The organism is Leuconostoc citreum (assembly GCF_004354555.1).
Lineage (GTDB): Bacteria > Bacillota > Bacilli > Lactobacillales > Lactobacillaceae > Leuconostoc > Leuconostoc citreum.
On sequence record NZ_PUFH01000004.1, the window covers coordinates 149,042 to 172,861 of the forward strand.

A 23,820-nucleotide genomic window follows, 5' to 3' on the forward strand; every position below is an offset into this window, starting at 1 on the left:
GATACCATGTTTTAAAGGAACACATTGTGACGTGATAATGTTTAAAAAATAGAAATCCCTTTTTTTGATATTAATGGCTAAAAAATACAATGATTTGAAAAAATTAAGATGGTAATATAAACGCTAGCTATGATTAAAGGGGGATATTAAAAGCTTATACATGAAAAAATTATTTGATAGTAATCTATAAATATTCAGTAGGTACATTAATGTCATGACACTTCGTGGGGGAAAAATGGAAAATAAAAAAGAACATTATAAATTATACAAATCAGGGAAAATTTGGGTAACAGCATCAATTGTTGCTGCTGTTATGGGAGCAACTACTGTTTCTGTCTCCGCTAGCACGGATAATACCGTGGCAGATAAACAAAGTATTGAAAGCTCACCAAAATCTAAGACTCTGGATAAATCAGTATCAAGTGCCGATCTTGATCAAAGTATAAAAGATGCTAAAAAGGCCAATGTTGATGTTCGAGAAAATAGTAAAGCATCAAATATCACAAGTATTCAAGGGACTAACTCTGCTGATAGTAGTTTACAATTACAATCTACCCAAGATTCAGATACTGAAGATTATAAAAAGCAAGTTGGTAATTTAAATAATGCACAACAGGATGAACAAGCATACCAGAAAGCCTTAGATACCAATAAAAAAAGCAATAAAGATGGGAAAACACAAATTGCAACCTCGGGGAATAAACAGGCCTTAACGTTAGATACAAGTAGAACAAAGCAAGATAATAGTCAACCAGATGCTAAGACAGCACAGAAAACTAAATTAGAGCCAACTAAGGTTTATATTTTGGCAGATAAAAAAACATGGGATGTTGACAATAAAACTGGGCAACCCATTATAAATGATATGCAACCAACTACGGGTGACAGTATCACACCACAAAGTGATACTGTTTGGAAATACACCGGTTCTCAATTAATTGGATCTACCATTACTAAAAGTTGGACGAATGCTGCTACACTTAGTATTGCAGACGGCCAAGATGGTTTAGGTAATATAAAAACAAAACAAATTAATGTAGATTTTCATCAGTCTTTTCACGATTTTCAACTTCAAAATGGAAACTTTAATGATGAAACCGATTACAAGAAACCGGGTTTGCCATCAGTGGAAATATCTAGCAATCTGATTCAGAATGTTCGTATGAACAATTTGAATTGGGCTACAACATTTTGGATGACGTATTCAGGAACGGAGGAAATTGTACCAATTTCAAAAATGACTGGTAAAAATGGTGAACCAAAAGTATATTTCTTGAGTGGTTCATTAAGTTCTACGAATTATGATGGTCCAGCCAAGTTAAATCCAGCAGAACCATGGGATAATTGGTCAATTAATCGTAAAGAATATGCTCAAACGTATGATGCACAAACTGCTGTTATTTCCGCGGGTTCTACTATAGGTTTGACTAATATTAGCTCTACTGGTTCTAAGACTAATGTAAAAAATGGGTTAGCTTACGCTAATACTAGTTCTGAATTTCAATCGCCTAGCGGTGAAGATGATGATCCTGAAATTTATGCTATACAAGAAGGTGTATCATTTACTGATTTCACATCTGATAGACCTACATTATATTTTGGTTCTGTAGCTATGCGTAACGATGCACGTTGGTGGCACGATATTCATATTCTTAATTCTGATAAACTAGCTTTTGTTCAGAAACCCACAGTTGCTTATCATAAAAATACCATTTCATATACACAAATACCCATAAAATCAATCAACGAAAGAATAAACTATGTAGATACCTCGGGAAATAAGTTGGCTGATAGTTACGAAACTAATGATAGTAATAATAAAAAGTTTATTACTTTAACACGAGTTAGAGAAGATGGAACCGACTATGTTGAACATTGGACGACAACTGGTGAGATTGGAACTGATAAAGTGGGCAATCCTACTGTTGTCAAGAAAGTAACTAAAGATATTAATGGTAAAGATGTTATTAGTGAAACCATAACTGGCACAAATGGTTGGAAACAGTTGGATAGCAACAGTTTTCCTGCTATCAAGAATAAAAAAATATCTGGATATAAAGTAGTAGGAACAACAGATAAGCAATCAACTAATGAAAATTTCAACACAACAAAACAAATAGTTACTGCAACTGAACCTAATCAATTACGTGAGATTACCGTGGCTTACGAACCCCAGATTAAGAAAGCTAATGTACACTATGTATTGAAAAATATTAATGGTGTTGAGTTGTTACCTTCAACAAAATTGACTGGAAAATCTGGACAATCTTTTTATGATAAAAATGGAAACTTTATTAGCTACAATTCAAAGAACGAGTCTACAATTTACAATATACCGCAAACATTAGACCAAGCGGTTGGAAATATAAAAGACTCTAATGATCAGAAGCTACATTATTTAGGTACGTCTGATGCTTCTGGGGGGTGTTTCGTAAAAAATTCAGACGGTGAACAGAATATCTGGGTAATTTATACTTATGTTACAGACGGTAAGGACGGCCAAGACGGCAAGAACGGCGAAGCTGGCAAGAATGGTTTAGACGGTAAGAACGGTCAAGACGGCAAGAATGGCTTAGACGGCAAGAATGGTGAAGCTGGCAAGAATGGCCAAGACGGCAAGAATGGCCAAGACGGCAAGAATGGCTTAGACGGTAAGGACGGTCAAGACGGCAAGAATGGTGAAGCTGGTAAGAACGGCTTAGACGGTAAGAACGGCCAAGACGGCAAGAATGGCCAAGACGGCAAGAACGGCGAAGCTGGCAAGAATGGTTTAGACGGTAAGAATGGCTTAGACGGTAAGGACGGCGAAGCTGGTAAGAACGGCTTAGACGGTAAGGACGGCGAAGCTGGTAAGAACGGCTTAGACGGTAAGGACGGTCAAGACGGCAAGGACGGCGAAGCTGGTAAGAACGGCTTAGACGGTAAGGACGGTCAAGACGGCAAGAACGGTGAAGCTGGCAAGAATGGCTTAGACGGTAAGAACGGTCAAGACGGCAAGAATGGTGAAGCTGGTAAGAACGGCTTAGACGGTAAGGACGGTCAAGACGGTAAGAATGGCTTAGACGGTAAGGACGGTCAAGACGGCAAGAACGGCCAAGACGGTAAGAACGGTGAAGCTGGCAAGAATGGCCAAGACGGCAAGAATGGCTTAGACGGTAAGGACGGCGAAGCTGGTAAGAACGGCTTAGACGGTAAGGACGGCGAAGCTGGTAAGAACGGCTTAGACGGTAAGGACGGCGAAGCTGGTAAGAACGGCTTAGACGGTAAGGACGGTCAAGACGGCAAGGACGGCGAAGCTGGTAAGAACGGCTTAGACGGTAAGGACGGTCAAGACGGCAAGAATGGCTTAGACGGCAAGAATGGTGAAGCTGGCAAGAATGGCCAAGACGGCAAGAATGGCCAAGACGGCAAGAATGGCTTAGACGGTAAGGACGGTCAAGACGGTAAGGACGGCGAAGCTGGTAAGAACGGCTTAGACGGTAAGGACGGTGAAGCTGGCAAGAATGGCTTAGACGGTAAGAACGGTCAAGACGGCAAGAATGGCTTAGACGGCAAGAATGGTGAAGCTGGCAAGAATGGCCAAGACGGCAAGAATGGCCAAGACGGCAAGAATGGCTTAGACGGTAAGGACGGTCAAGACGGCAAGAATGGTGAAGCTGGTAAGAACGGCTTAGACGGTAAGAACGGTGAAGCTGGTAAGAACGGCCAAGACGGCAAGAATGGTGAAGCTGGCAAGAACGGCGAAGCTGGCAAGAATGGCCAAGACGGCAAGAATGGCGAAGCTGGTAAGAACGGCTTAGACGGTAAGGACGGCCAAGACGGCAAGAACGGCTTAGCTGGCAAGAACGGCTTAGCTGGCAAGAACGGTCAAGACGGTGCTACCAGCGAACAAAGTGCAACTAGAGTAACAGAAACGAATCAAAATGAAACTGATAGAAAATCCAAAAATAACAAATTACCTCATACGGCAACATCAGATCGCTATTCTGGTGTACTAAGTCATGGGGTCATGGCTCTTGGGTTAGTATCGTTATTATCAGTGTTCAAGGGTAAGCGTCGTAAAGATTAGTATCACAACATTAAAGGGATTGTTTTTAAATAATTTTGAAACAATCTTTTTTGTTGTGTTAGAATGAAAGCGCATACATATATCGTTAAAATGTCTACTAATATCACGGTTCACTAAGGAGAAAAACAATGACTGTATTGATTTTAAAACCAGCGCTTCATGATAAAATTTGGGGCGGGACACGATTAAAACAATTTAAATATGATTTGAAATCCGACCATGTTGGTGAAGCTTGGGTAATTGCTGCGCACAAAAATGGTGTTTCGACTATCGTTAATGGAGATTATGCTGGACAGACGTTAAAAGAACTCTGGGATAATCAACCAGATTTATTCGGTGGGCACCATGTCAATGAAACGTTTCCGTTATTAGTCAAAATATTAGACGCGCAAGATAACTTATCCATTCAAGTACATCCAAATGACAAACAATCTTCTGAAAATTTTGGTAAAACAGAAAGTTGGTACATTTTAGATGCAGAGTCAAATGCTAAATTATTCTATGGGCATCATGCAAAAACAATGCCAGAACTGAAGCAATTTGTCGACAATAAAGCGTGGGATGCGTTATTGCGGACAATACCTGTGAAAAAGGGTGATTTTTTTTATGTACCTGCTGGCACATTCCATGCCCTAGGGGCTGGCGTTTTAGCACTTGAAATACAACAAAGTGCGGATACGACTTATCGTTTTTATGATTTTGATCGTGTGGATCATACTACACACAAAAAAAGACCATTGCAGATTACTGAAGCTTTGTCTGTGACAAAAGTGCCACACGTTGACCCTATTTTAAATCAACGTGTACGTATTCAAGATAGTACGGTTGTTACTCGCCTATTGACCTCTCCAAAATTTACAATTGATAAATTGTCTGTGCGAGGGACTAGTCAATTTAACCAACACCATCAATATGAACTATTCAATGTAATATCGGGGCAAATTACGTTACAGGATTCAGAAGGAACTTATCAATTCGAAAAAGGCGATAATTTCATTATGTTTAAAGATACACAGCAATACACATTAGATGGTTCTGGCGAGGTTGTGGTGAGTTTTGTCACGCCAAATAGCTACCAATCACAAGAGTTAGCATACTTAGATAATTAATTTAATGTAAAGTTTCCAGAAAATAAATGTAAATTTTTTGATAACAGTTTGCAAAAGGTAATGAAAGCGTTTACTTTGATGGCAGGTTAGCGTATAATATCAAATGTAAACAATAGATGATAAAATTTATTGTGAAAGCGTTTACATTACACTGTAATTCGATTATAATCGTATAGTAAACAATTTATTGAGAAGGAGATTATCAATGGTTAATCTTATTGTTGCCAGTCATGGTGACTTTGCAAAGGGCATTTTGATGTCAGGATCAATGATTTTCGGAGAACAAGAAAACGTTGAAGTCGTGACTTTTCAGCATACCGAAGGACCAGATGACTTAGATAAGCATTATCAAGAAGCATTAGCAAAGTTTGATAATGATGATGACACCTTATTCCTAGTTGATTTGTGGGGTGGTTCGCCGTTCAACCGTGCGAGTTTGATTCAGCAGCAAGATCCTGAGCATAAGGCTATTATTGCTGGATTGAATTTACCTATGTTGATCGAGGCGTATGGTGGTCGCTTAGGTATGAATACTGCGGCTGACTTAGCTAAATACTTAGTGCCGGTCGCTAAAGATGGTGTTAAGTCTGTCCCTGAAGCTGAAGAGGCGACACCAGCAGATGCCAAGTCAGACGCACCAATTGCTGGTTTGAAAGAAGGGCACATCAACATCAAGCTTGTGCGCTTGGACACACGTTTGTTGCACGGACAAGTGGCAACAGCTTGGACACCGGATTCAAAAGCAAATCGCATTATCGTTGTCTCAGATGCTGTTGCTGGTGATGAACTGCGTAAGAATTTAATCCAGCAAGCTGCGCCAAATGGAGTTAAGGCAAACATTGTACCAATTAGTAAAATGGTAGAAGTTGCCAAAGACGATCGTTTTGGCGGTGTGGATGCGTTCTTATTGTTTGAAACGGTTGAAGATGTGTTACGTGCCGTTGAGGGCGGTGTGCCAATTAAAACATTGAACGTTGGTTCAATGGCACACTCAGAAGGTAAGACGATGGTCAACAAAGTATTGTCGATGAACAAAACAGATGTTGCAGCATTTGAAAAGTTGCGTGATTTAGGTGTTTCGTTCGACGTCCGTAAAGTGCCAAGCGACAGCCAGGCTAACTTGTTTGACTTAATTAAAAAAGCTAACGTTCAATAAATGAATGTTTATTAGGAAAGGTGTTTAAACTATGTCTATTATCGCAATGATTTTAGTCGTAATCATTGCCTTCTTTGCAGGTATGGAAGGTATTTTAGATGAATTTCAGATTCATCAACCATTGGTTTCGGCAACTTTAATTGGATTAGTAACCGGTCACTTGACAGCAGGTATTGTGCTGGGTGGTTCGCTACAAATGATTGCCCTTGGTTGGGCCAACATTGGTGCCGCTGTGGCACCTGATATTGCGCTAGCATCAGTTGCTTCAGCCATTATCATGGTTAAGGGTAATAACTTCTCAACATCAGGAATTGGTGTTGCCGTAGCATCAGCCATTCCGTTGGCGGTTGCTGGGCTGTTCCTAACAATGATTGTACGTACAATCTCTGTTGGTTTGACACACGGTGCCGATGCGGCGGCTAAAGAAGGTAAGTATCAGACAATCGAACGTTTGCATTTGGTTGGTATTTTACTACAAGGGTTGCGTATTGCAATTCCCGCCGCTTTACTAATTGCAGTTCCTGCTTCAGCAGTTCAAAATGCGTTGGGCGCTATGCCTGATTGGTTGACAGGTGGTATGACTATCGGTGGTGGTATGGTTGTTGCCGTAGGTTATGCTCTGGTTATCAACATGATGGCAACACGCGAAGTATGGCCATTCTTTGCTATCGGTTTCGCATTAGCTGCCGTTAGCCAATTAACATTGATTGCCCTTGGTGCAATCGGTGTTGCTCTGGCTTTGATTTACCTTAACCTATCAAAGATGGGTGGTAATGGTGGCGGTGGTTCAAATGGTGGTGGCTCGGGTGACCCAGTCGGCGACATTTTGAACCAGTACTAGGAAGGAGCAACATGATGGCTGAAAAAATCGAATTAACACGTAGCGATCGCATGTCTGTTGCATGGCGTTCACAATTCTTGCAGGGCTCATGGAACTACGAGCGTATGCAAAACGTGGGTTGGGCATATGCCTTAATCCCAGCAATTAAAAAATTATACACGACAAAAGAAGACCGTACAGCTGCCCTAAAGCGTCACTTGGAATTCTTTAACACACATCCCTATGTTGCTTCGCCAATTATTGGTGTAACATTGGCGCTGGAAGAAGAGCGCGCTAATGGTGCACCAATCGATGATACAGCGATTCAAGGTGTTAAGATTGGTATGATGGGTCCTTTGGCCGGAATCGGTGACCCAGTGTTCTGGTTCACTGTGCGACCAATCTTAGGTGCGCTTGGTGCGTCATTAGCATTAGGAGGCAACATATTAGGCCCAATTTTGTTCTTCGTTTTGTGGAACGTTATCCGTATGTCTTTCATATGGTATACACAGGAATTTGGTTATAAGGCTGGTTCAGCAATTACCCAAGATTTATCTGGTGGTTTGTTAAAGGATATTACCAAGGGTGCATCAATTCTTGGTATGTTCATTCTAGCTGTGTTGGTTGAGCGATGGGTATCGATTAAGTTTGCCGTTGAATTGCCAGCTAAGAAGTTAGCTGAAGGCGCTTATATCAAGTTCCCTAACGGTGCAGTCAGTGGTGGTAAGTTGCAAGAAATCTTGTCACAACAAGCATCTGGCTTGTCACTAACTAAAATGGCACCTAATACATTGCAAGGTAACTTAGACAGCTTGATTCCTGGGTTAATGGGCTTGTTGTTGACATTCCTAGCTATGTGGTTACTTAAGAAGAAAGTATCACCGATTGTTATGATTATTGGTATCTTTATCTTTGGAATCCTCATGCGTGTACTTCACATTATGTAATTATCATAACTTATAAAGTGCGCTCGTCTTCTGCGACGAGCGCCTTTGTACATATAAATGACACAAACCATTGTGAACGTATTCAATTTAATGATACGATAAATAGAGTTAATTATCACAAGTTTTCTGATGGAGGAAAAGCATGGTACAATCACTGAATTCAAAAGCCGAATTAACAACGAAAGGTATTTCCTATTTGGGTATCGGTGCGCAATACGGCAAATTTTTAATTGGCGATCGCGCTTTCGAGTTCTTCAATGATAATAATGTGTCAGATTTTATTCAAATCCCTTGGGCCAATATGACGGTTGTCTATGCTAGTGTTTCTAAAAATAAAATTGGTCGACGTTTTAAAATTCAAACGGATAAAGGTGTTTTTGATTTTTCGTCACCTGAAGCTGGCAAGATATTAAAATTAATACGCGAGCATCTGGGTAACGATAAAGTACTCAAAAATCCAACACTAATTAAACGGCTACTCAGAATATTTAAAAAAAAGCACGTTAAGAAAGGCGTTTAATGAAATTATTACAGAAGTATCAAATTTTACGATATGTGATTATTATTACGGCGTTAGAAATTGTTGCCATTAGTATTAACTTTTTTTATGCGCCCGCTAAAGTAGCTGCTGGTGGTGCAACTGGTTTTGCTATTTTAGTAAACGAATTGTTTGGTGTTGATCGTGCTGTCACGGTACTCGCCATCAATATCATTATGATTGTTTTAGCAGCTGTGTTTCTTGATCGAGGGACAACTGCCAGAATAACATTTGGTAGTCTTATCTTACCAATTCTTTTAAAAATCACACCTAGTGAACAAGTCTTAACAGATAGAACCTTTTCTGTGCTTGTGGGCGGTACTATTTTTGCTATTGGCGTGGCATTATTGTATCGTGTTGATGCATCGAGTGGGGGTACAGCAGTGCCGCCAATGATTTTAAAAAAATATTTTCGTATTGCGCCGGCTGTTTCATTGTTAGTTATTGATATGGTTGTCTCGTTAGGTAACTTAGTAACGGAAGGGATCGAAGCATTATTATTAGCTTTCTTTTCTTTGATGATTACCGCAGTTGTCATGAATTATATTGAAACTGGATTAGATAGACGCAAGATGGTTTATATTACAAGTAATCATCACATCAATGCAGTTAAAGACTATTTATCAGAAAATGAGACTGGTTATACAGCAATGGATGTTCGTGGTGGTTATACTGGTGATGGTCGTGAAATGTTAATGGTTATTTTAGATAACCACGATTATAATCGTTTAATTCGCGGTGTGCACCAAGTTGATCCAGAAGCATTTATGATAGCTTATGATATCAGTGAAGCACATGGTGGAACTTTCTTATAGAGAACAATTACCTAAGCAGATGAAGTCATTTTCTAATGATGAAAATGTGCTTTTTTTATTGACAATTCATGGTAAAGTGCTATACTTAAAATTGTAATTAGCACTCATTGTAAAAGAGTGCTAAAACTTAAAAATCGGAGGTATTGTCTCATGTTGAAGCCATTAGGTGATCGCGTGATTATTGAAGTAACAGAAGCTGCAGAACAAACAGTTGGTGGCATTGTTTTAGCTAATAATGCCAAGGATAAGCCAGTCACAGGTAAAGTTGTGGCTGTTGGTTCAGGCTATGTTCTAAACGATGGTTCAAAGCAAGACCTAACAGTTAAGTCTGGTGATCAGGTCTTGTTTGATAAGTATGCAGGGCAAGAAGTATCATTTGAAGGGGCAGATTATTTGGCACTTCATGAAAAGGATATTGTTGCGATTGTTGAGTAACAACAAAAGAGACGTAGTCACTTTTTAAGTGAATTCAAAATATAACGATAAAAATTCTAAAGAGGTATTTTAACAATGGCTAAAGAATTAAAGTTTTCAGAAGATGCACGTGCTAAGATGAAGGCTGGCGTTGATAAGCTTGCTGACACAGTTAAGACAACAATTGGTCCTAAGGGCCGTAATGTTGTTTTGGAACAGTCATACGGCGCACCAACGATCACAAATGATGGTGTAACAATTGCTAAAGCAATTGAATTAGAAGATCATTTTGAGAATATGGGCGCTAAACTAGTCGCTGAAGTCGCCTCAAAGACAAATGATATTGCTGGTGATGGCACAACAACAGCAACGGTTTTGACACAAGCAATCGTTGCAGAAGGCTTGAAAAACGTCACAGCTGGGGCTAACCCAGTTGGTATCCGTACGGGTATTGAAAAGGCAACTGCGGCTGCTGTCGCAAAATTGCATGAAATGTCACATACAGTTAATACAAAAGATGAAATTGCTCAGATTGCTTCAATTTCAGCGGCTAATGAAGAAGTAGGTGCTTTAATTGCCGAGGCAATGGATAAGGTTGGTAATGACGGTGTCATTACCATTGAAGAATCAAAGGGTATTGAAACAACACTCGATGTTGTTGAAGGTATGCAATTCGATCGAGGTTACATGTCACAGTACATGGTAACTGACAATGACAAGATGGAAGCAAACTTGGATAATCCATACATCTTGATTACAGATAAGAAGATTGGTAACATTCAAGATATTTTGCCTGTGTTACAAGCTGTTGTTGAGCAAGGTCGCGCGATGCTAATTATTGCTGATGATATCACCGGTGAAGCATTACCAACACTTGTACTAAACAAGATGCGTGGTACATTTAATGTTGTTGCGGTTAAGGCACCAGGATTCGGTGATCGTCGTAAAGCACAACTTGAAGACATTGCTATCTTAACTGGTGGTACGGTTATTACCGAAGATCTTGGATTGAATTTGAAAGATGTTACAATTGATCAGCTTGGACAAGCAAGCAAGGTTAATGTGACAAAGGACAACACAACGATTGTTGAAGGCGGTGGTGACAAAGCAGCTGTAGCAACGCGTGTGGAAACAATTAAGCAACAAATCGCTGAAACAACTTCTGACTTTGATCGCGAAAAGTTACAAGAGCGTTTGGCAAAATTGGCTGGTGGTGTTGCCGTCATTAACGTTGGTGCAGCAACCGAAACTGAACTCAAGGAACGCAAGTATCGTATCGAAGATGCTTTGAACGCAACGCGTGCAGCTGTTGAAGAAGGTTTCGTTGCTGGGGGTGGCACAGCGCTTGTTAATGCCATTTCTGCTGTAGAAGCTTTGTCAGAGGCTGGCGATGTACAGACTGGCATTAACACAGTGATTAAGGCGCTTGAATCACCAGTACGTCAGATTGCTGAGAATGCTGGCCTTGAAGGCTCAGTAATTGTCAACAAGTTGAAAGATCAAGACGAAGGATTTGGTTACAATGCGGCAACTGATGAATGGGTTGATATGATTGCCGCTGGTATCGTGGATCCAACTAAGGTAACACGCTCTGCCTTGCAAAATGCAGCCTCTGTCTCAGCTTTGTTGTTGACTACTGAGGCGGTAGTTGCTGAAGAACCAAAAGATGAAACACCTATGCCTATGCCACAAGGTGGTATGCCAGGCATGATGTAATGAAGTGATACAGTCAAACGATAACCTTTTTGATAGGGTTTATCGTTTTTTTGTGAATTGATAAAGCTTCAGGGTTGCGGTATACTGTCATAGAAACTAATTAAGAGTTGCCAGCGAGCAATCATTGGAGGCGTATATGATTATTTACTTTTCACAGGGTGGGCATACGAAAAAGGTTGCAGAGGAGATAGCCAACAAAACAGGCGATCGCTTATATGCTATCGAACCAGTTGTACCCTATCCAAGTAGTACAATATTAGCAACGCCACGTATTACTAAGGAAATTGCCACACAGAGCATACCAGAAGTCAAAAAAGCGCCGACAGATGTGTTATCAGATGATACGATATATCTCGGTTATCCAATGTATGGCATGGACATGGCACACGCTATGCGCGGATTTTTGGCAGTAAATGATTTATCCGGAAAGACGATTAAGCCTTTCATAACGAGCGGAACAAGCACCGTTAGTATGAGTCTCAAAACGCTCCAACAATTAGCCCCAAATAGTGTTATCGATAACAGTTTTGATCCTAAACAGTTATAGAAGTGTTTTTTAATTAAGATGAGTAAAGCGCAGCTGTTTGTAATAAACATAAACTGCGCTTTTTATTGTTGTTTGAATTGTTTTAAAAAGCGGTCGGGGGAGAGATAGATTGTGAATTTTTATAGTGTTAATTTTTTAAGTCAGAATGCTAACTTGAACGATACGATTGTCATTTATACTATGGTAGTTGTTTTTGGATTAATGGCGGTTGGTGCAGTTGCCTCATTACGAAATCGTTATAATACTAAATATCGAGACTTAAGTATTATTGCATTATTGTTGTTTTTATTTTTAGCAGGTGCTAGATATACAGACTATGAACAAGCAAAGTCAAATGATACACAAGTAACGCAGATGCCTTCTTTTGCACAAAAAGTTGCTGAGACACAACATGTAAGTAAAAATGACCTCTATTTTAATCAAAAAACGATCAATGATGGCATGATTGTTAAAATAAAGGACAAGTTTTTTCGGATGACAATTAGTCCTGACCAACAGTCTTATACATTAACGCGAACTTATATTACAGCAAAGGAGATTAACTATATCAAATGACAACCTATTTTCCGATTTTAATTAAATTAGCGATTGGTTTGTTAGCGTTAATTATCCAAATTAATATTATGGGTAAAGGTAATTTAGCGCCTACATCAGCACTAGATCAGGTTCAAAATTATGTATTAGGTGGCATTATTGGGGCAGTGATTTATTCCGATACCATTACTATTTTCCAATTTACGATTGTGCTTATTATTTGGACGATGCTCGTGATGTCGTTGAAATTTGCTAAGCAACATAACAACCTTGTTAAAAAGCTAATTGATGGGCAACCACGCGTCGTGATTGAACGTGGTCAAGTTCGTGTCGATAATGTGTTACGTGCCAGTATGACGGCTGATGAATTAATGTTTAAGCTACGGACACAAGGGATTTATAAAATTGCAGACGTCAAGCGGGCTATTTTGGAGCAGAATGGGCAATTAACTGTGATAGAATTTGGTGATGATAGCATTAAGTATCCCATTATTTACGATGGCCAAATTAATGTGGATGTATTAGAGATGGTTGATAAAACAGAAGACTGGCTCAATGATCAGGTTAAGGCACAAGGTTATCAGCACATTGGCGATATCTTTATTGGTGAATTTATTGATGGTGAGGTGCGGTTAGTTGCTTATCATAAAACTCAAAGTTAGCTGACGATATTTTTCTGGTAAAATAAAAGACTAGAGGTTGAAAAAATGACACCAAAACAGTTTTTAGACTTAGTTGAGATTCGTGTTGTGATTCCTAGTGTGGCCCCTTTAATGGTCGGATTAGCCTATAGTCAGTGGCAATATGGCCGTTTAAATTGGACCAACGCACTATTACTCATAATCGCGACAGTATGCGTTCATTTAGCAGTTAATACATTTAATCGCTATGAAGACTCAAAACGACAAAAAGAAAATGAGTTTTTGCGTGAAGCAGCACAAGGTGAAGTGATTTCTAACAAGCAGGTACTGTACGTTGCTGCAGGGTTGGCATTGATTGCCGCCATTGCTGGTGTTGTAGTTGCTGTGCGTACTGATTATGTGACATGGATTATTGGTATCGTCAGCTTTTTAATTGGTTATTTGTACTCGGCAGGACCCAAACCAATTACTAATACGCCTTTTGGAGAAATTGTTTCAGGCATCACCATGGGTTATTTCATTTTTGTTGCCCAGGTATATGTCAATACACGTATGGTACCGATGCCAAGTGTATTATGGCAATGGTTTATGGTCAGCTTGCCTTTGACAGTGTTTATTGCAGAAATTATGTTGGCCAATAATATCGCAGACCATGCTGAAGATGAACGTAACAACAGACATACGATTGTTCATTATACTGGTATCGCTGCCGCAAAAAAGCTTTATCTATTTTGGGCAATATTAGCCGTGGTGGCGTTGTTGATTGTGACGTACGTTGGTTGGTTACCGGTGACAAGTTATGCAATTATTATTTTGTTACCTTTGATTATCAGTAATGCGCGTCATTTTACTGCCCGGCCAATCAAAAAAGAGACCTTCATATTGGCTATCAAAAACTTAATCATTGTTATGCTCGGTATGACAGTAGCGATTCTTGCTGGTATATTGATTTGAATTAAAAAAGTTAGACCGTTTATGGTCTAACTTTTTTTGTAGTGAAACCTTGTTGAAAAGTAACAGGCAAAGTTGTAATTGTTGCTTGGGATACGGGATGCTGTGACGCCATTTGTTCGTATAATTTTTCCACAGTTGTTTTGGCAATGGCTTCTACAGGCTGACGTATTGAGGATAAAAAAATTTTTTGGCGTTTATAAACATGCGCAGCATCAAAACCAATAATTTGGACAGTGTTGGGAACATCAATATGCTGTTGCATAAGCAGATGCCAAAAATCACTGGCATACTCATCGGCATCTGAAAATATTCCATCGTAAGCAAAATCATGATTGTGAGTATGATTAATAATGAATGCTTCAAAGTCGTTAATGAAATCAGGTGAGTCAGAGGCCAGAAAGGTACTAACTGATAGGTTATTTTTAGTACAAAAATCTTTAAACCCTTTTTCTCGAATACTAGATATATTTTTAACAGGTGCTTTAGAAATAAAGAGCAGTTTCTTGGCACCGAGCGTCTGTAATTGTTTGGCTGCTAATTGACCGCCTGCATAGTTGTCAGATACAACGAGAGGAAATTGAGGCGAAACAGGTTTTTCGATAGCCACGAGTGGAATATTAGGAGAGACAATATCAGCAATATCGGAATATGACATGGTAATAATGCCAGCTACTTTTTGCATATTAGCCATTTGAATGTAATCAATTTCATCTTCGGGATTACTATTAGAATTGCATAAAATCATTTTATAGCCAAATTGATTTAATGATAGCTGCATGTGGTAGCTCAATTCTGAAAAGAAAGGGGTGTTGACCGTTGGAATAATTAGCACAACGTAATTTGACTTGTTGGTTTTGAGCGCTCGTGCAGTAGCATTGGGCACGTAATTTAATTGCTCAATAGCTGCTTCTATTTTCAATTGTGTTGCTGGTTTTGTACGACGACCATTGATGTAATTAGATATCGACCCTCTCGATACTCCAGCAACGCGCGCAACATCATTCATATTAACCACTAGTCATACCTACTTTTATTTTCTAAAAAAACGTCTGATACAGACGTTTTGACATGTTAAGGTTGAAACCTACCTGATAATATTTTATCAAATAATTCGGAAATTTGCTTTTGTTTCATCTGATCCATTTGACTAATTTCAAGGTGATTAAAATCTTTAATTAAATAATATGTTTCTAAGTAGAGTGTTAATTGTTGTTTGATGAACTGTGTATTCGTTGTTTTCGGCTCTTTTTGTGTATTGCGAATGATTGTCATCGCAAATTCAGTGGGATCGATTTGTAATTTGTCTTCGGATAGCATGTTTATTTCCTCATTTCATTAGTTGCTGAAGGCTGCATCCTCGGCAGCTTCTTTTTGGTGTTTTGCATTAAGTTCTTGTCGCATAATCCGTTCTTTGTTTGGCGTGAGTTGATAGAATAAAATAAGAATAAAGGATAATACGAGTGCAAGTAATGGGACCCAAACGTAGTTTGCTTCAATACTAAAGAGCGAAGCAGCTGTTTGCGTTTTATTTGGGACGTAGTGACCGATTGAGAGTAGTAGGCCAGTAATGGCGCCACCTAAGCCCATGCCGAATTTTGCTGTAAAACTTGAAGCAGAAGTCACGATACCTTCGGCACGAACGTTATTTTTCCATTCACCATAATCAACGGCGTCAGCTAATAATACCGCGATTAAAGCACCGACAAAGCCGTTACCAAAGTTACCGACAATTGTGCCTAAAATAACAGTTACTGTGCTTAAAGTCCAAGCGCCGAGGCCCAAAATAAGTTGACCGACAATACTAATCAGTAGACCGCCCAGCAAGGTTCGTTTCTTGCCAATTTTTGTTACGACGTAAGGGGTTAAGAAGACAGAGACAAGACCAACGGCATTAAAGAACAGTGCAAGAGAGACTAAACCAGGTTCCTGTAAGTTATATTTGAAGAAGTAAATAGTGACTTGACCTTTAGTTTGCATACCCAGCCAGTAGACAAAATTGAGACCAATCACAATTAACCATGGCCAGTTACGCTTAAGGGCTTTGAGAGATGTTTTAATCGGCAATGGTTTTTGAGACTGCCGTGTTTGGACACGCTCTCTTAAGTTAGCAAAAACAAATAAATAAATGACGAAGAATACCAAAGCAGCAAGGACAGCTAACCAAAAGAAGCCACGCCGTGGATTATTTGCGCCACCAAACAGGCCAACTAATGGTAACGCTATAACAGAAATTAAAGTACCACCAAAATTTGAGAAGAGTGAGCGTATCGTAGATAAGACAACGCGCTCATCAGGGTCTGCAGTCATACTTGGCAGAATCGATGTCAAGGGGATGTTGACGGCCGAATATAACACATCAATACCAATATAGGTGACATAGGCCCAAACGATTTTCCAGGTCATGGGGAGATTGGGTGTGGTGAAACAGAGAATGGTAAAAATAGTAAACGGGGCATTAAACCATAAGAGAAATGGTCGACTACGACCCCATTTTGTATGTGTGTGGTCAATCATAATACCCCAGAAAGGACCATCTAAGGCATCAATAACACGAGCAACTAGCATTAAGGTACCGACAGCGGCAGCAGAAATACCAAATACATCCGTATAAAAATACATTAAATAAGTGCCAATAAGACTAAAAGTAAAGCTGCAGGCAAAGTCACTGGCACCATAACTGAGTCGTTCACGCCAAGGCAGTTTTCCTGTAATATAACTATCCTGTGCATTTATATGATTATCCATGATACAAGACCTCCTTGTTAATCAGTTGCAGCAGTTGATTGATAAAGGTAGACTTTCGTTTCATAAGGGCGTAGTGTGCTGCCCTGATCATCGGTATAATTTTGAACAATTAATTTATGATCACTTGGTATGTCGTAATAGCGTGTGAGTTGATTTGCAGTAAAATTAGCTATGACTAGCAGTGTTTGATCACTGTTTTGACGCGTATAAGCAAAGACTTCTGTATCTTTCTCATTGCCTGTTACTAAACTAAAAGTACCGTTTGTTACAACAGGCAAGGTATGGCGCCACTTGATGAGTTGCTTATAGAAATTGAAAACAGAGTTGCTGTCTGATAGTTGCTGTTGCGCATTTACCTCGGTATGGTTATCGTTGACGGGCAACCAGGGTTTATTTTGACTAAAACCGGCATACTGGCTGTTATCCCATTGCATCGGTGTACGTGCATTATCGCGAGAAGTTGTCTGTAAGTAACGTAGCATAGTTTCAGGTGAGACAAGTGCTTCTTTATCAACGAATTCATGATAGGCATTGAGAGATTCCAAATCACGATATTGTGATAAATCATGCCACGCGCTATTGGTCATTCCCAGTTCTTCACCTTGATAAATATAAGGCGTACCTTGCATGAAGTGTAGCATAGCACCAAGCATTTTAGCTGAATAGTCACGATATTGTGGATCATCGTCACCAAAACGTGAGACTGCGCGCGGTTGATCATGGTTGTTCCAATAGAGACTATTCCACGCTTTGCCGGCTAATTGTGTTTGCCACTTAACAAGATTTTCTCTCAAGTCAACTAATGAGACACGACGATCAGACCATTTTCCTAGTATAGGGTTCACATTACCATCTAAGCTGACATGTTCAAATTGAAATACCATATTTAACTCTGAACCATCGAGGTTAGCGTATTTGTCAGCTTGTTCCGTTGTGACACCGGCAGTTTCGCCGACGGTAATCCAATCATATTTTGATAAGACTTCTTGGTTCATTTCTTTGAGATACTGGTGTACATGGGGACCATTGGCGACAGCTTGGCCAGCATCTTCATAAGGTTGGCCTTTACCTGCGTGATCATCTGTTAAATTTTTTGGTTTAGATATTAGTGAAATGACATCCATTCTAAAACCATCAATACCCTTTGCCGCCCACCAATTCATCATACGAAAAATGGCCTTGCGAACTTCCGGGTTATCCCAGTTAAGATCAGGCTGCTCTTTAGCAAATAGGTGTAGATAATATTGTTGGGACTGTTCATCGTAGGTCCAAGCAGGGCCAGAGAAAAACGATCCCCAGTTATTTGGTTCATGACCGTCAACTGGGTCGCGCCAAATGTAATAGTCGCGATAAGGATTGTCTGTTGATGAACTACTTTGTTTAAACCAATCATGATCGCTAGAAGTATGATTAACGACAAGATCCATCATAATCTTTAAACCACGTTGATGAGCTTCAGTAACTAATGCATCAAAATCAGACATTGTGCCTAAGTCAGGGTTGATACTTTGGTAGTCTGAGATATCGTAGCCACCATCAATATTAGCAGTTTTATAGACCGGATTAAGCCAAATCACATCTGCACCTAACTGCTTAATATAGTCTAGTCGACTGATGATTCCACGCAAATCACCTAGGCCATCTTGATTACTATCTTGAAAGCTTTTGGGATAAACTTGATAAATAACGGCTTGTTGCCACCACTTTGAATTGTTCATGTGATACATCTCCTTTATTGTCATAACGACTAAAATGGAACGTTCCATTTATCAACTATAGTATATGCCTAAGTGTCATTTTATGCAAGCGCTTACATTTTTATGTAACAAAAAAAGAGTGACTAATTTGATACTTTTGGAAAGCACCATTGTTAGTGACTCATGAATTGTTTGAACTATATCAGTTTATGCATTGAAACGTTGTAAATCTTCAATACTAGTTACTTGAAAACGCTTTTTCTCAAGATGCTTTACCAGTTTTTGTAGTTGTGGACTATCGACACTAATTGGCAGTGTGAACATAAGTGTTACTGTTTCACTAACGGCTTGTAGGCTTAGTACCGACTCAATGTTTGAATAACGTGCAATGATACCAGAAATGAGCTTGAGATCACCTTGTGTATTATGTGATGCAATCGATACAGCCACACCACCAGTGCGAACAGACCAACTTTGTGACAATAAGTCCATTAAAGCATCATGCGTGAAAATCCCAGTAAAATAATGATTTTCATCTAGAACAGCAATAAATGGTAAATCGCGAATAGCAAAAAATACCTCATAAAACTGACTAGTCGTATAAATGAACTTAGTCGAGTTACGCATGATAGCGGTAACTGGCAAATTCATATCACCTTGCTTTGCAATGTGTTCATAGACGTGTTGTTTGTAAACGTTTCCCCGAAAAAGCTTGCCAGATTCATCTAAAATTGGCATTGTCCGTGTGTGAGCCTCTTCAGGAGAATTAAATAATTCATTTACTTGTGCAATCGTTGTATTTTCAGTTACGGTTGTAATATCTGATTTTGGTGTGATAAATGACTTATGAATCATATCTATGTCCTAAAATTAATTTTTTTATCATGAAATAGCCATATATCATGATAACACAGAATTCTGTTATACTGGTATATAAGATTAAGAAATTTATTAAGGACACACGTATAATCAATATGAAGTATGTTATTGGATTGGGAAATATTGGCACGAAATATGAGAAAACACGTCATAATATTGGATTTATGGCAGTAGATAATTTTGCTGAAGCACATCATGTCGCTTTTTCGCCCAGCAAACAATTTGCAATTGTGGGCAAAACAGCGATTAATGGGGAGCAAGTGCTAATCGTCAAGCCAACAACCTACATGAATGATTCAGGGAAAGCAGTGCGTGCACTGTTAGACTACTATGGCGGGAACATCGATAGTGATGTTTTAGTATTAGTTGATGATATGGATTTGCCATTTGGCAAGTTGCGTTTTCGAGGCAAAGGGTCAGCTGGTGGGCATAATGGGCTAAAATCTATCATAGCGCATACTGGCTCACAAGCTTTTTTGCGTTTAAAATTTGGGTTAGGTCATCCACAGCATGAGCAAGAGGCTGTGATTAATTATGTTCTTGGTCAGTTTACACGTAGTGAACAACCAGAAATTGATCAAATGCTAGATCGGAGTACACAGGCCATTGACATGTGGCTATCAGGGGCCAAGGTATCACAACTAAGTAATCAATTTAACGGATAATAGGCGGTAGTAAAATAATTATGACAAATGTGTTAACTGATTTTCTAGCACAAACCGACACAATTAAAACATTAAATCAGCATGCGCGCCCAACAACACGACAACTTTTGCTAGGCGTGAATGGTAGTGCTAGAGCTGCAAACATTGCCGCTTTATATCAGTCAAATCCGCGACAGATGTTAGTCATTACGGACACCCAGGCACATGCTGACCAAATGTTAGCCGATTTATCTGGCTTAACCCCTGAAGCAATAAGCTTTCCGGCTGAAGAATCCTTAGCAACTGAGATGGCCATTAGTTCACCTGAATTACGTTTGCAGCGCGTCTTAACGTTACTTAGGCTGCGTACACAACAGCCATGCATTGTTGTGACTAGTCTTGCAGGTGCCGAACGCTTTTTACCGGAGCCAAGTACTTTAGATCAGGCGTCACTATCGTTGACTGTGCAAGCACGATATGACATTCATCAGATTAAAAATACTTTGATGATGATGGGGTATATACCCACTAAGCTAGTACAAGGACCTGGTGAGTTTGCACAACGTGGTGCGATTGTTGATATTTACCCACTAACTGAAGACAATCCTATTCGATTAGACTTTTTTGATGATGAGCTCGATCAGATTAAAATATTTGATGTTGAGACACAAAAAAGTATCACTGTGCTTGAAGCGACAACGATACAGCCGGCAACCGACTTGATTGTCTCTGAAACGCGCTATGAGCAAGCAAAACAAATAATTGAAGCACAATTTAATACCTATCGTACGACATTATCAGGTATTGATAAAAAGCATATTACAGAGGGCTTTGCGGCAACGCAATATAGGCTTAGTAATCACACCCGTGATAACCAGCTGTTACCTTATGCACTGCATTTTTTTGGTAAAGAAACCAATTTATTAGACTATTTTGATGGGCAAGCATTAGTCGTTATTGATGAGTATACACGCCTCAAAGAAACAAGATTACAGCAGTTGATGCGTGACCAAGAGTGGTTATCCCATCAACTTGAAACTTATCAAATATTGCCACATCAATCCTTACGTGCAGACTTTGATCATATTGTTTCTAGTATGGCCCAACCATTTATTTACTTAGCTAATTTTCAACGTGGTCTCAATAAAATTCATTTCACTAACATTGTTGAAGTGACGACAAGGCCTGCTACTCAGTATTATGGTCAATTACCGGCAATCAAAAATGACCTTGTTTACGCGCAAGAATCGGGAACAACGGTTGTTATGCTAATTAGTGAACCGCAAAGAAGGCAACATTTCGGTCAATCGTTACAGGACTTAACGGTGCCACTGCATGAATCAAATCATTTATTAGTTAATGAGGTACAGTTGGCAGATGGCAATCTATCAGCTGGATTTGAATGGCCTAAACTTCATTTAACTGTTTTAACAGAGCACGAATTGTTTACCCAGTCGCGGCGGCCTGCACCGCGGCAACGAAAAATAGCCAATGCTGAACGTTTAAAATCATATAACGAGCTCAATGTTGGTGATTATGTTGTGCATATTAATCATGGTATTGGTCGTTATGAAGGCTTACAGACTATCACTGTAGATGGTGGTAAGCAAGATTATTTGTCGATTGCCTACCAAAAAAATGCTAAGATTTTTATTCCAGTCACACAGTTAAACCTGATCCAAAAGTATATTGGTGCCTCGGATGCAGCAAAGGCGCCCAAGTTAAATAAATTGGGTGGTGCAGAATGGGCAAAGACGAAGCGACAAGTTGCAGCCAAAATAGAGGATATTGCTGATGATCTCTTGGATTTGTATGCGCAAAGAGAGGCTTTGTCAGGATACGCCTTTCCACCAGATGACACCGCTCAATTACAATTTGATACCACATTTGGATACCCTGAAACACCAGATCAAATTCGTTCTATTGAAGAAATTAAGGCAGATATGCAAAAAGAACGACCAATGGATCGGTTATTAGTTGGAGATGTTGGTTTTGGAAAAACAGAGGTTGCCTTGCGTGCTGTATTTAAAGCAGCACATGCTGGGAAACAAGTTGCATTTTTGGCGCCAACCACAATTTTAGTGCAGCAGCACTATGAAACGATGCTGGCACGGTTTAGTGACTTTTCAGATATTCGTATTGGCGTCTTGAGTCGCTTCCAAACACCAGCGCAAAATAAAAAAGTAATCAAGGAACTTGAAGCACATGAACTTGATGTAGTGGTTGGTACACATCGATTATTAAGTCAAGATGTTAACTTTGCTGATTTGGGTCTACTCATCATTGATGAAGAACAACGTTTTGGTGTGAAACATAAAGAACGTCTGAAACAATTACGAAACAATGTTGATGTGTTAACATTGACAGCCACGCCAATTCCCAGGACACTTAATATGGCCATGGTTGGTGCGCGTGACTTATCCGTCATCGAGACGCCACCCGCTAATCGTTATCCAATTCAAACATATGTTCTTGAAGCGGATTGGACAATTGTTAGAAATGCTATTGAAAAAGAATTAGCACGAGACGGTCAAGTCTTTTATCTGCACAATCGTGTGGCAGATTTAGATCGTGTTGCCAGTCAAATAGAAGACTTAGTGCCATCTGCACGTGTAGCCAGTATTCATGGGCAAATGTCAGAAACGCAATTAGAAAGTGTGCTTTATGACTTTTTAAATGGCAACTATGATGTGCTCGTGACCACAACTATTATTGAGACGGGTGTGGATATTCCTAATGCGAACACGCTGATTGTTGAAAATGCTGATCACATGGGGCTTTCACAACTTTATCAACTACGTGGTCGCGTTGGTCGTTCAACACGTTTGGCCTATGCTTACTTTACTTATCCATTCACACGTACACCTAGTGAGGAAGCCGAAAAGAGGCTGGAGGCTATTAGAGATTTCACTGAACTTGGCTCTGGCTTTAGAATTGCCATGCGAGATTTAAGTATCAGAGGTGCAGGTGATTTACTTGGTAAGCAGCAGCACGGTTTCATAGATTCTGTTGGTTATGACATGTATACACAAATGTTAAAAGACGCCGTGGCAAAAAAACAAGGCAAAGTAACGCAAAATCAGCAACCAGAAACAGATACAGAATTGATATTGGGTGTGTTGGCTTATTTGCCTGACGACTATGTTCCTGATAATGCGCAAAAAATTGAACTTTATACGCGTATTAGACAAGCAAAATCAGATGAACAGTTTGAAGATATTGAAGCTGATATGTTAGACCGTTTTGGCGACATGCCAGATGAGGTCGCACGCTTGTTATTGGTTGGGCAAATTAAATCACTAGCTGATCAAACGCAGTTAGTCTATATTAGACGACAAAAAAATCAGTTAACCCTACAGTTTAATCATGATGCAACCGAAAAATTAGCTGGAGAAGCAATTTTTGAAACCTTAGCTGATGTGCCACTTAAAGTCGCCGTCCGAACAGAAGCGGGAGATTTACAGGTGATAATGACGGTTGATGATGTTGCTGAAAGTAGTATATGGTTAATTATTTTACGTCAGTATTTATTGACTGTCTTAGAAAAAGAGCAAAATATGACGAGCAACCAAATTTAATTAAAAGGAAATAAATT

General features: G+C 39.6%; 20 protein-coding genes. 15 read left to right on the top strand and 5 right to left on the bottom strand.

Annotated features, from left to right (window positions below):
* The first annotated feature begins 235 nt into the window (after positions 1–235).
* From C5L21_RS02605 to C5L21_RS02665, 13 genes are all read left to right on the top strand, one after another.
* Positions 236–4,069, top strand: a complete 3,834-nt coding sequence (locus C5L21_RS02605; protein WP_170167807.1) for a KxYKxGKxW signal peptide domain-containing protein — start codon at positions 236–238, stop codon at positions 4,067–4,069.
* Positions 4,070–4,197: 128 nt separating this feature from the next.
* The gene (locus C5L21_RS02610; RefSeq protein WP_085699592.1) at positions 4,198–5,178 is read left to right on the top strand and encodes a type I phosphomannose isomerase catalytic subunit; all 981 of its coding nucleotides are present in this window, start codon (positions 4,198–4,200) and stop codon (positions 5,176–5,178) included.
* A gap of 205 nt (positions 5,179–5,383) precedes the next feature.
* A complete protein-coding gene (locus tag C5L21_RS02615; RefSeq protein WP_133286008.1) occupies positions 5,384–6,334 on the top strand; it encodes a mannose/fructose/sorbose PTS transporter subunit IIA in 951 nt (316 codons plus the stop codon).
* Positions 6,335–6,365: 31 nt separating this feature from the next.
* Complete coding sequence (locus tag C5L21_RS02620) at positions 6,366–7,175, top strand: PTS mannose/fructose/sorbose transporter subunit IIC (RefSeq protein ID WP_004901559.1); 810 nt, start codon at positions 6,366–6,368, stop codon at positions 7,173–7,175.
* 14 nt (positions 7,176–7,189) lie between these two features.
* Complete coding sequence (locus tag C5L21_RS02625; RefSeq protein ID WP_036058395.1) at positions 7,190–8,101, top strand: PTS system mannose/fructose/sorbose family transporter subunit IID; 912 nt, start codon at positions 7,190–7,192, stop codon at positions 8,099–8,101.
* Positions 8,102–8,243: 142 nt separating this feature from the next.
* Positions 8,244–8,621, top strand: coding sequence for a DUF956 family protein (locus C5L21_RS02630; RefSeq protein ID WP_004901554.1), 378 nt, complete (start codon positions 8,244–8,246; stop codon positions 8,619–8,621).
* Entirely contained in the window at positions 8,621–9,454 is an 834-nt protein-coding gene (locus C5L21_RS02635) for a YitT family protein (RefSeq protein WP_004905442.1), read from the top strand. The genes C5L21_RS02630 and C5L21_RS02635 overlap by 1 nt, the downstream gene beginning before the upstream one ends.
* Positions 9,455–9,604: 150 nt before the next feature.
* Positions 9,605–9,889 (top strand): co-chaperone GroES, encoded by a 285-nt coding sequence (gene groES, locus C5L21_RS02640; RefSeq protein ID WP_004901550.1) that lies wholly within the window; start codon positions 9,605–9,607, stop codon positions 9,887–9,889.
* 75 nt (positions 9,890–9,964) lie between these two features.
* Complete coding sequence (groL, locus tag C5L21_RS02645) at positions 9,965–11,584, top strand: chaperonin GroEL (protein ID WP_004906732.1); 1,620 nt, start codon at positions 9,965–9,967, stop codon at positions 11,582–11,584.
* A gap of 136 nt (positions 11,585–11,720) precedes the next feature.
* The gene (locus tag C5L21_RS02650; protein WP_012305410.1) at positions 11,721–12,131 is read left to right on the top strand and encodes a flavodoxin; all 411 of its coding nucleotides are present in this window, start codon (positions 11,721–11,723) and stop codon (positions 12,129–12,131) included.
* 111 nt (positions 12,132–12,242) lie between these two features.
* Entirely contained in the window at positions 12,243–12,686 is a 444-nt protein-coding gene (locus C5L21_RS02655; protein ID WP_004906727.1) for a DUF3290 family protein, read from the top strand.
* Positions 12,683–13,327 carry a DUF421 domain-containing protein gene (locus C5L21_RS02660; RefSeq protein WP_004905436.1) on the top strand — a complete coding sequence of 215 codons (645 nt, stop codon included), beginning with the start codon at positions 12,683–12,685 and terminating at the stop codon, positions 13,325–13,327. Before C5L21_RS02655 ends, C5L21_RS02660 begins: the two co-directional genes overlap by 4 nt.
* A gap of 45 nt (positions 13,328–13,372) precedes the next feature.
* Positions 13,373–14,260 carry a prenyltransferase gene (locus tag C5L21_RS02665; protein ID WP_004906724.1) on the top strand — a complete coding sequence of 296 codons (888 nt, stop codon included), beginning with the start codon at positions 13,373–13,375 and terminating at the stop codon, positions 14,258–14,260.
* A 19-nt stretch (positions 14,261–14,279) separates the two neighbouring features.
* Here C5L21_RS02665 and C5L21_RS02670 read toward each other — a convergent pair whose 3' ends face one another.
* The 5 genes from C5L21_RS02670 to cbpA all read right to left on the bottom strand — a co-directional run bounded on the left by C5L21_RS02670 (position 14,280) and on the right by cbpA (position 19,557).
* Entirely contained in the window at positions 14,280–15,266 is a 987-nt protein-coding gene (locus tag C5L21_RS02670) for a LacI family DNA-binding transcriptional regulator (protein ID WP_004905433.1), read from the bottom strand.
* 65 nt (positions 15,267–15,331) lie between these two features.
* Positions 15,332–15,577: a hypothetical protein gene (locus tag C5L21_RS02675; RefSeq protein ID WP_004901528.1), complete on the bottom strand. Its 246-nt coding sequence runs from the start codon at positions 15,575–15,577 to the stop codon at positions 15,332–15,334.
* An 18-nt stretch (positions 15,578–15,595) separates the two neighbouring features.
* Positions 15,596–17,005 carry a glycoside-pentoside-hexuronide (GPH):cation symporter gene (locus C5L21_RS02680; protein WP_040190584.1) on the bottom strand — a complete coding sequence of 470 codons (1,410 nt, stop codon included), beginning with the start codon at positions 17,003–17,005 and terminating at the stop codon, positions 15,596–15,598.
* Positions 17,006–17,022: 17 nt separating this feature from the next.
* Positions 17,023–18,723 (bottom strand): glycoside hydrolase family 13 protein, encoded by a 1,701-nt coding sequence (locus tag C5L21_RS02685; RefSeq protein ID WP_085699598.1) that lies wholly within the window; start codon positions 18,721–18,723, stop codon positions 17,023–17,025.
* A 186-nt stretch (positions 18,724–18,909) separates the two neighbouring features.
* Positions 18,910–19,557 carry a cyclic di-AMP binding protein CbpA gene (gene cbpA, locus C5L21_RS02690; protein ID WP_004901521.1) on the bottom strand — a complete coding sequence of 216 codons (648 nt, stop codon included), beginning with the start codon at positions 19,555–19,557 and terminating at the stop codon, positions 18,910–18,912.
* Positions 19,558–19,676: 119 nt separating this feature from the next.
* Between cbpA and pth the strand changes: the two genes are divergently transcribed.
* Both pth and mfd read left to right on the top strand, forming a co-directional pair.
* Positions 19,677–20,246: an aminoacyl-tRNA hydrolase gene (pth, locus tag C5L21_RS02695; RefSeq protein WP_085699600.1), complete on the top strand. Its 570-nt coding sequence runs from the start codon at positions 19,677–19,679 to the stop codon at positions 20,244–20,246.
* Positions 20,247–20,266: 20 nt separating this feature from the next.
* Positions 20,267–23,803, top strand: coding sequence for a transcription-repair coupling factor (mfd, locus tag C5L21_RS02700; protein ID WP_133286009.1), 3,537 nt, complete (start codon positions 20,267–20,269; stop codon positions 23,801–23,803).
* Positions 23,804–23,820 lie beyond the last annotated feature (17 nt).

Excerpts from the sequence above, each read along its gene's own strand:
- C5L21_RS02615 (WP_133286008.1), top strand. The coding sequence starts at position 5,384 with ATGGTTAATCTTATTGTTGCCAGTCATGGTGACTTTGCAAAGGGCATT.
- C5L21_RS02660 (WP_004905436.1), top strand. The coding sequence starts at position 12,683 with ATGACAACCTATTTTCCGATTTTAATTAAATTAGCGATTGGTTTGTTA.
- C5L21_RS02630 (WP_004901554.1), top strand. The coding sequence starts at position 8,244 with ATGGTACAATCACTGAATTCAAAAGCCGAATTAACAACGAAAGGTATT.
- C5L21_RS02635 (WP_004905442.1), top strand. The coding sequence starts at position 8,621 with ATGAAATTATTACAGAAGTATCAAATTTTACGATATGTGATTATTATT.
- C5L21_RS02650 (WP_012305410.1), top strand. The coding sequence starts at position 11,721 with ATGATTATTTACTTTTCACAGGGTGGGCATACGAAAAAGGTTGCAGAG.
- pth (WP_085699600.1), top strand. The coding sequence starts at position 19,677 with ATGAAGTATGTTATTGGATTGGGAAATATTGGCACGAAATATGAGAAA.
- C5L21_RS02685 (WP_085699598.1), bottom strand. The coding sequence starts at position 18,723 with ATGAACAATTCAAAGTGGTGGCAACAAGCCGTTATTTATCAAGTTTAT.
- C5L21_RS02670 (WP_004905433.1), bottom strand. The coding sequence starts at position 15,266 with ATGAATGATGTTGCGCGCGTTGCTGGAGTATCGAGAGGGTCGATATCT.
- groL (WP_004906732.1), top strand. The coding sequence starts at position 9,965 with ATGGCTAAAGAATTAAAGTTTTCAGAAGATGCACGTGCTAAGATGAAG.
- cbpA (WP_004901521.1), bottom strand. The coding sequence starts at position 19,557 with ATGATTCATAAGTCATTTATCACACCAAAATCAGATATTACAACCGTA.
- C5L21_RS02605 (WP_170167807.1), top strand. The coding sequence starts at position 236 with ATGGAAAATAAAAAAGAACATTATAAATTATACAAATCAGGGAAAATT.
- C5L21_RS02665 (WP_004906724.1), top strand. The coding sequence starts at position 13,373 with ATGACACCAAAACAGTTTTTAGACTTAGTTGAGATTCGTGTTGTGATT.
- C5L21_RS02610 (WP_085699592.1), top strand. The coding sequence starts at position 4,198 with ATGACTGTATTGATTTTAAAACCAGCGCTTCATGATAAAATTTGGGGC.
- C5L21_RS02675 (WP_004901528.1), bottom strand. The coding sequence starts at position 15,577 with ATGCTATCCGAAGACAAATTACAAATCGATCCCACTGAATTTGCGATG.
- C5L21_RS02625 (WP_036058395.1), top strand. The coding sequence starts at position 7,190 with ATGGCTGAAAAAATCGAATTAACACGTAGCGATCGCATGTCTGTTGCA.
- C5L21_RS02620 (WP_004901559.1), top strand. The coding sequence starts at position 6,366 with ATGTCTATTATCGCAATGATTTTAGTCGTAATCATTGCCTTCTTTGCA.
- C5L21_RS02680 (WP_040190584.1), bottom strand. The coding sequence starts at position 17,005 with ATGGATAATCATATAAATGCACAGGATAGTTATATTACAGGAAAACTG.
- groES (WP_004901550.1), top strand. The coding sequence starts at position 9,605 with ATGTTGAAGCCATTAGGTGATCGCGTGATTATTGAAGTAACAGAAGCT.
- mfd (WP_133286009.1), top strand. The coding sequence starts at position 20,267 with ATGACAAATGTGTTAACTGATTTTCTAGCACAAACCGACACAATTAAA.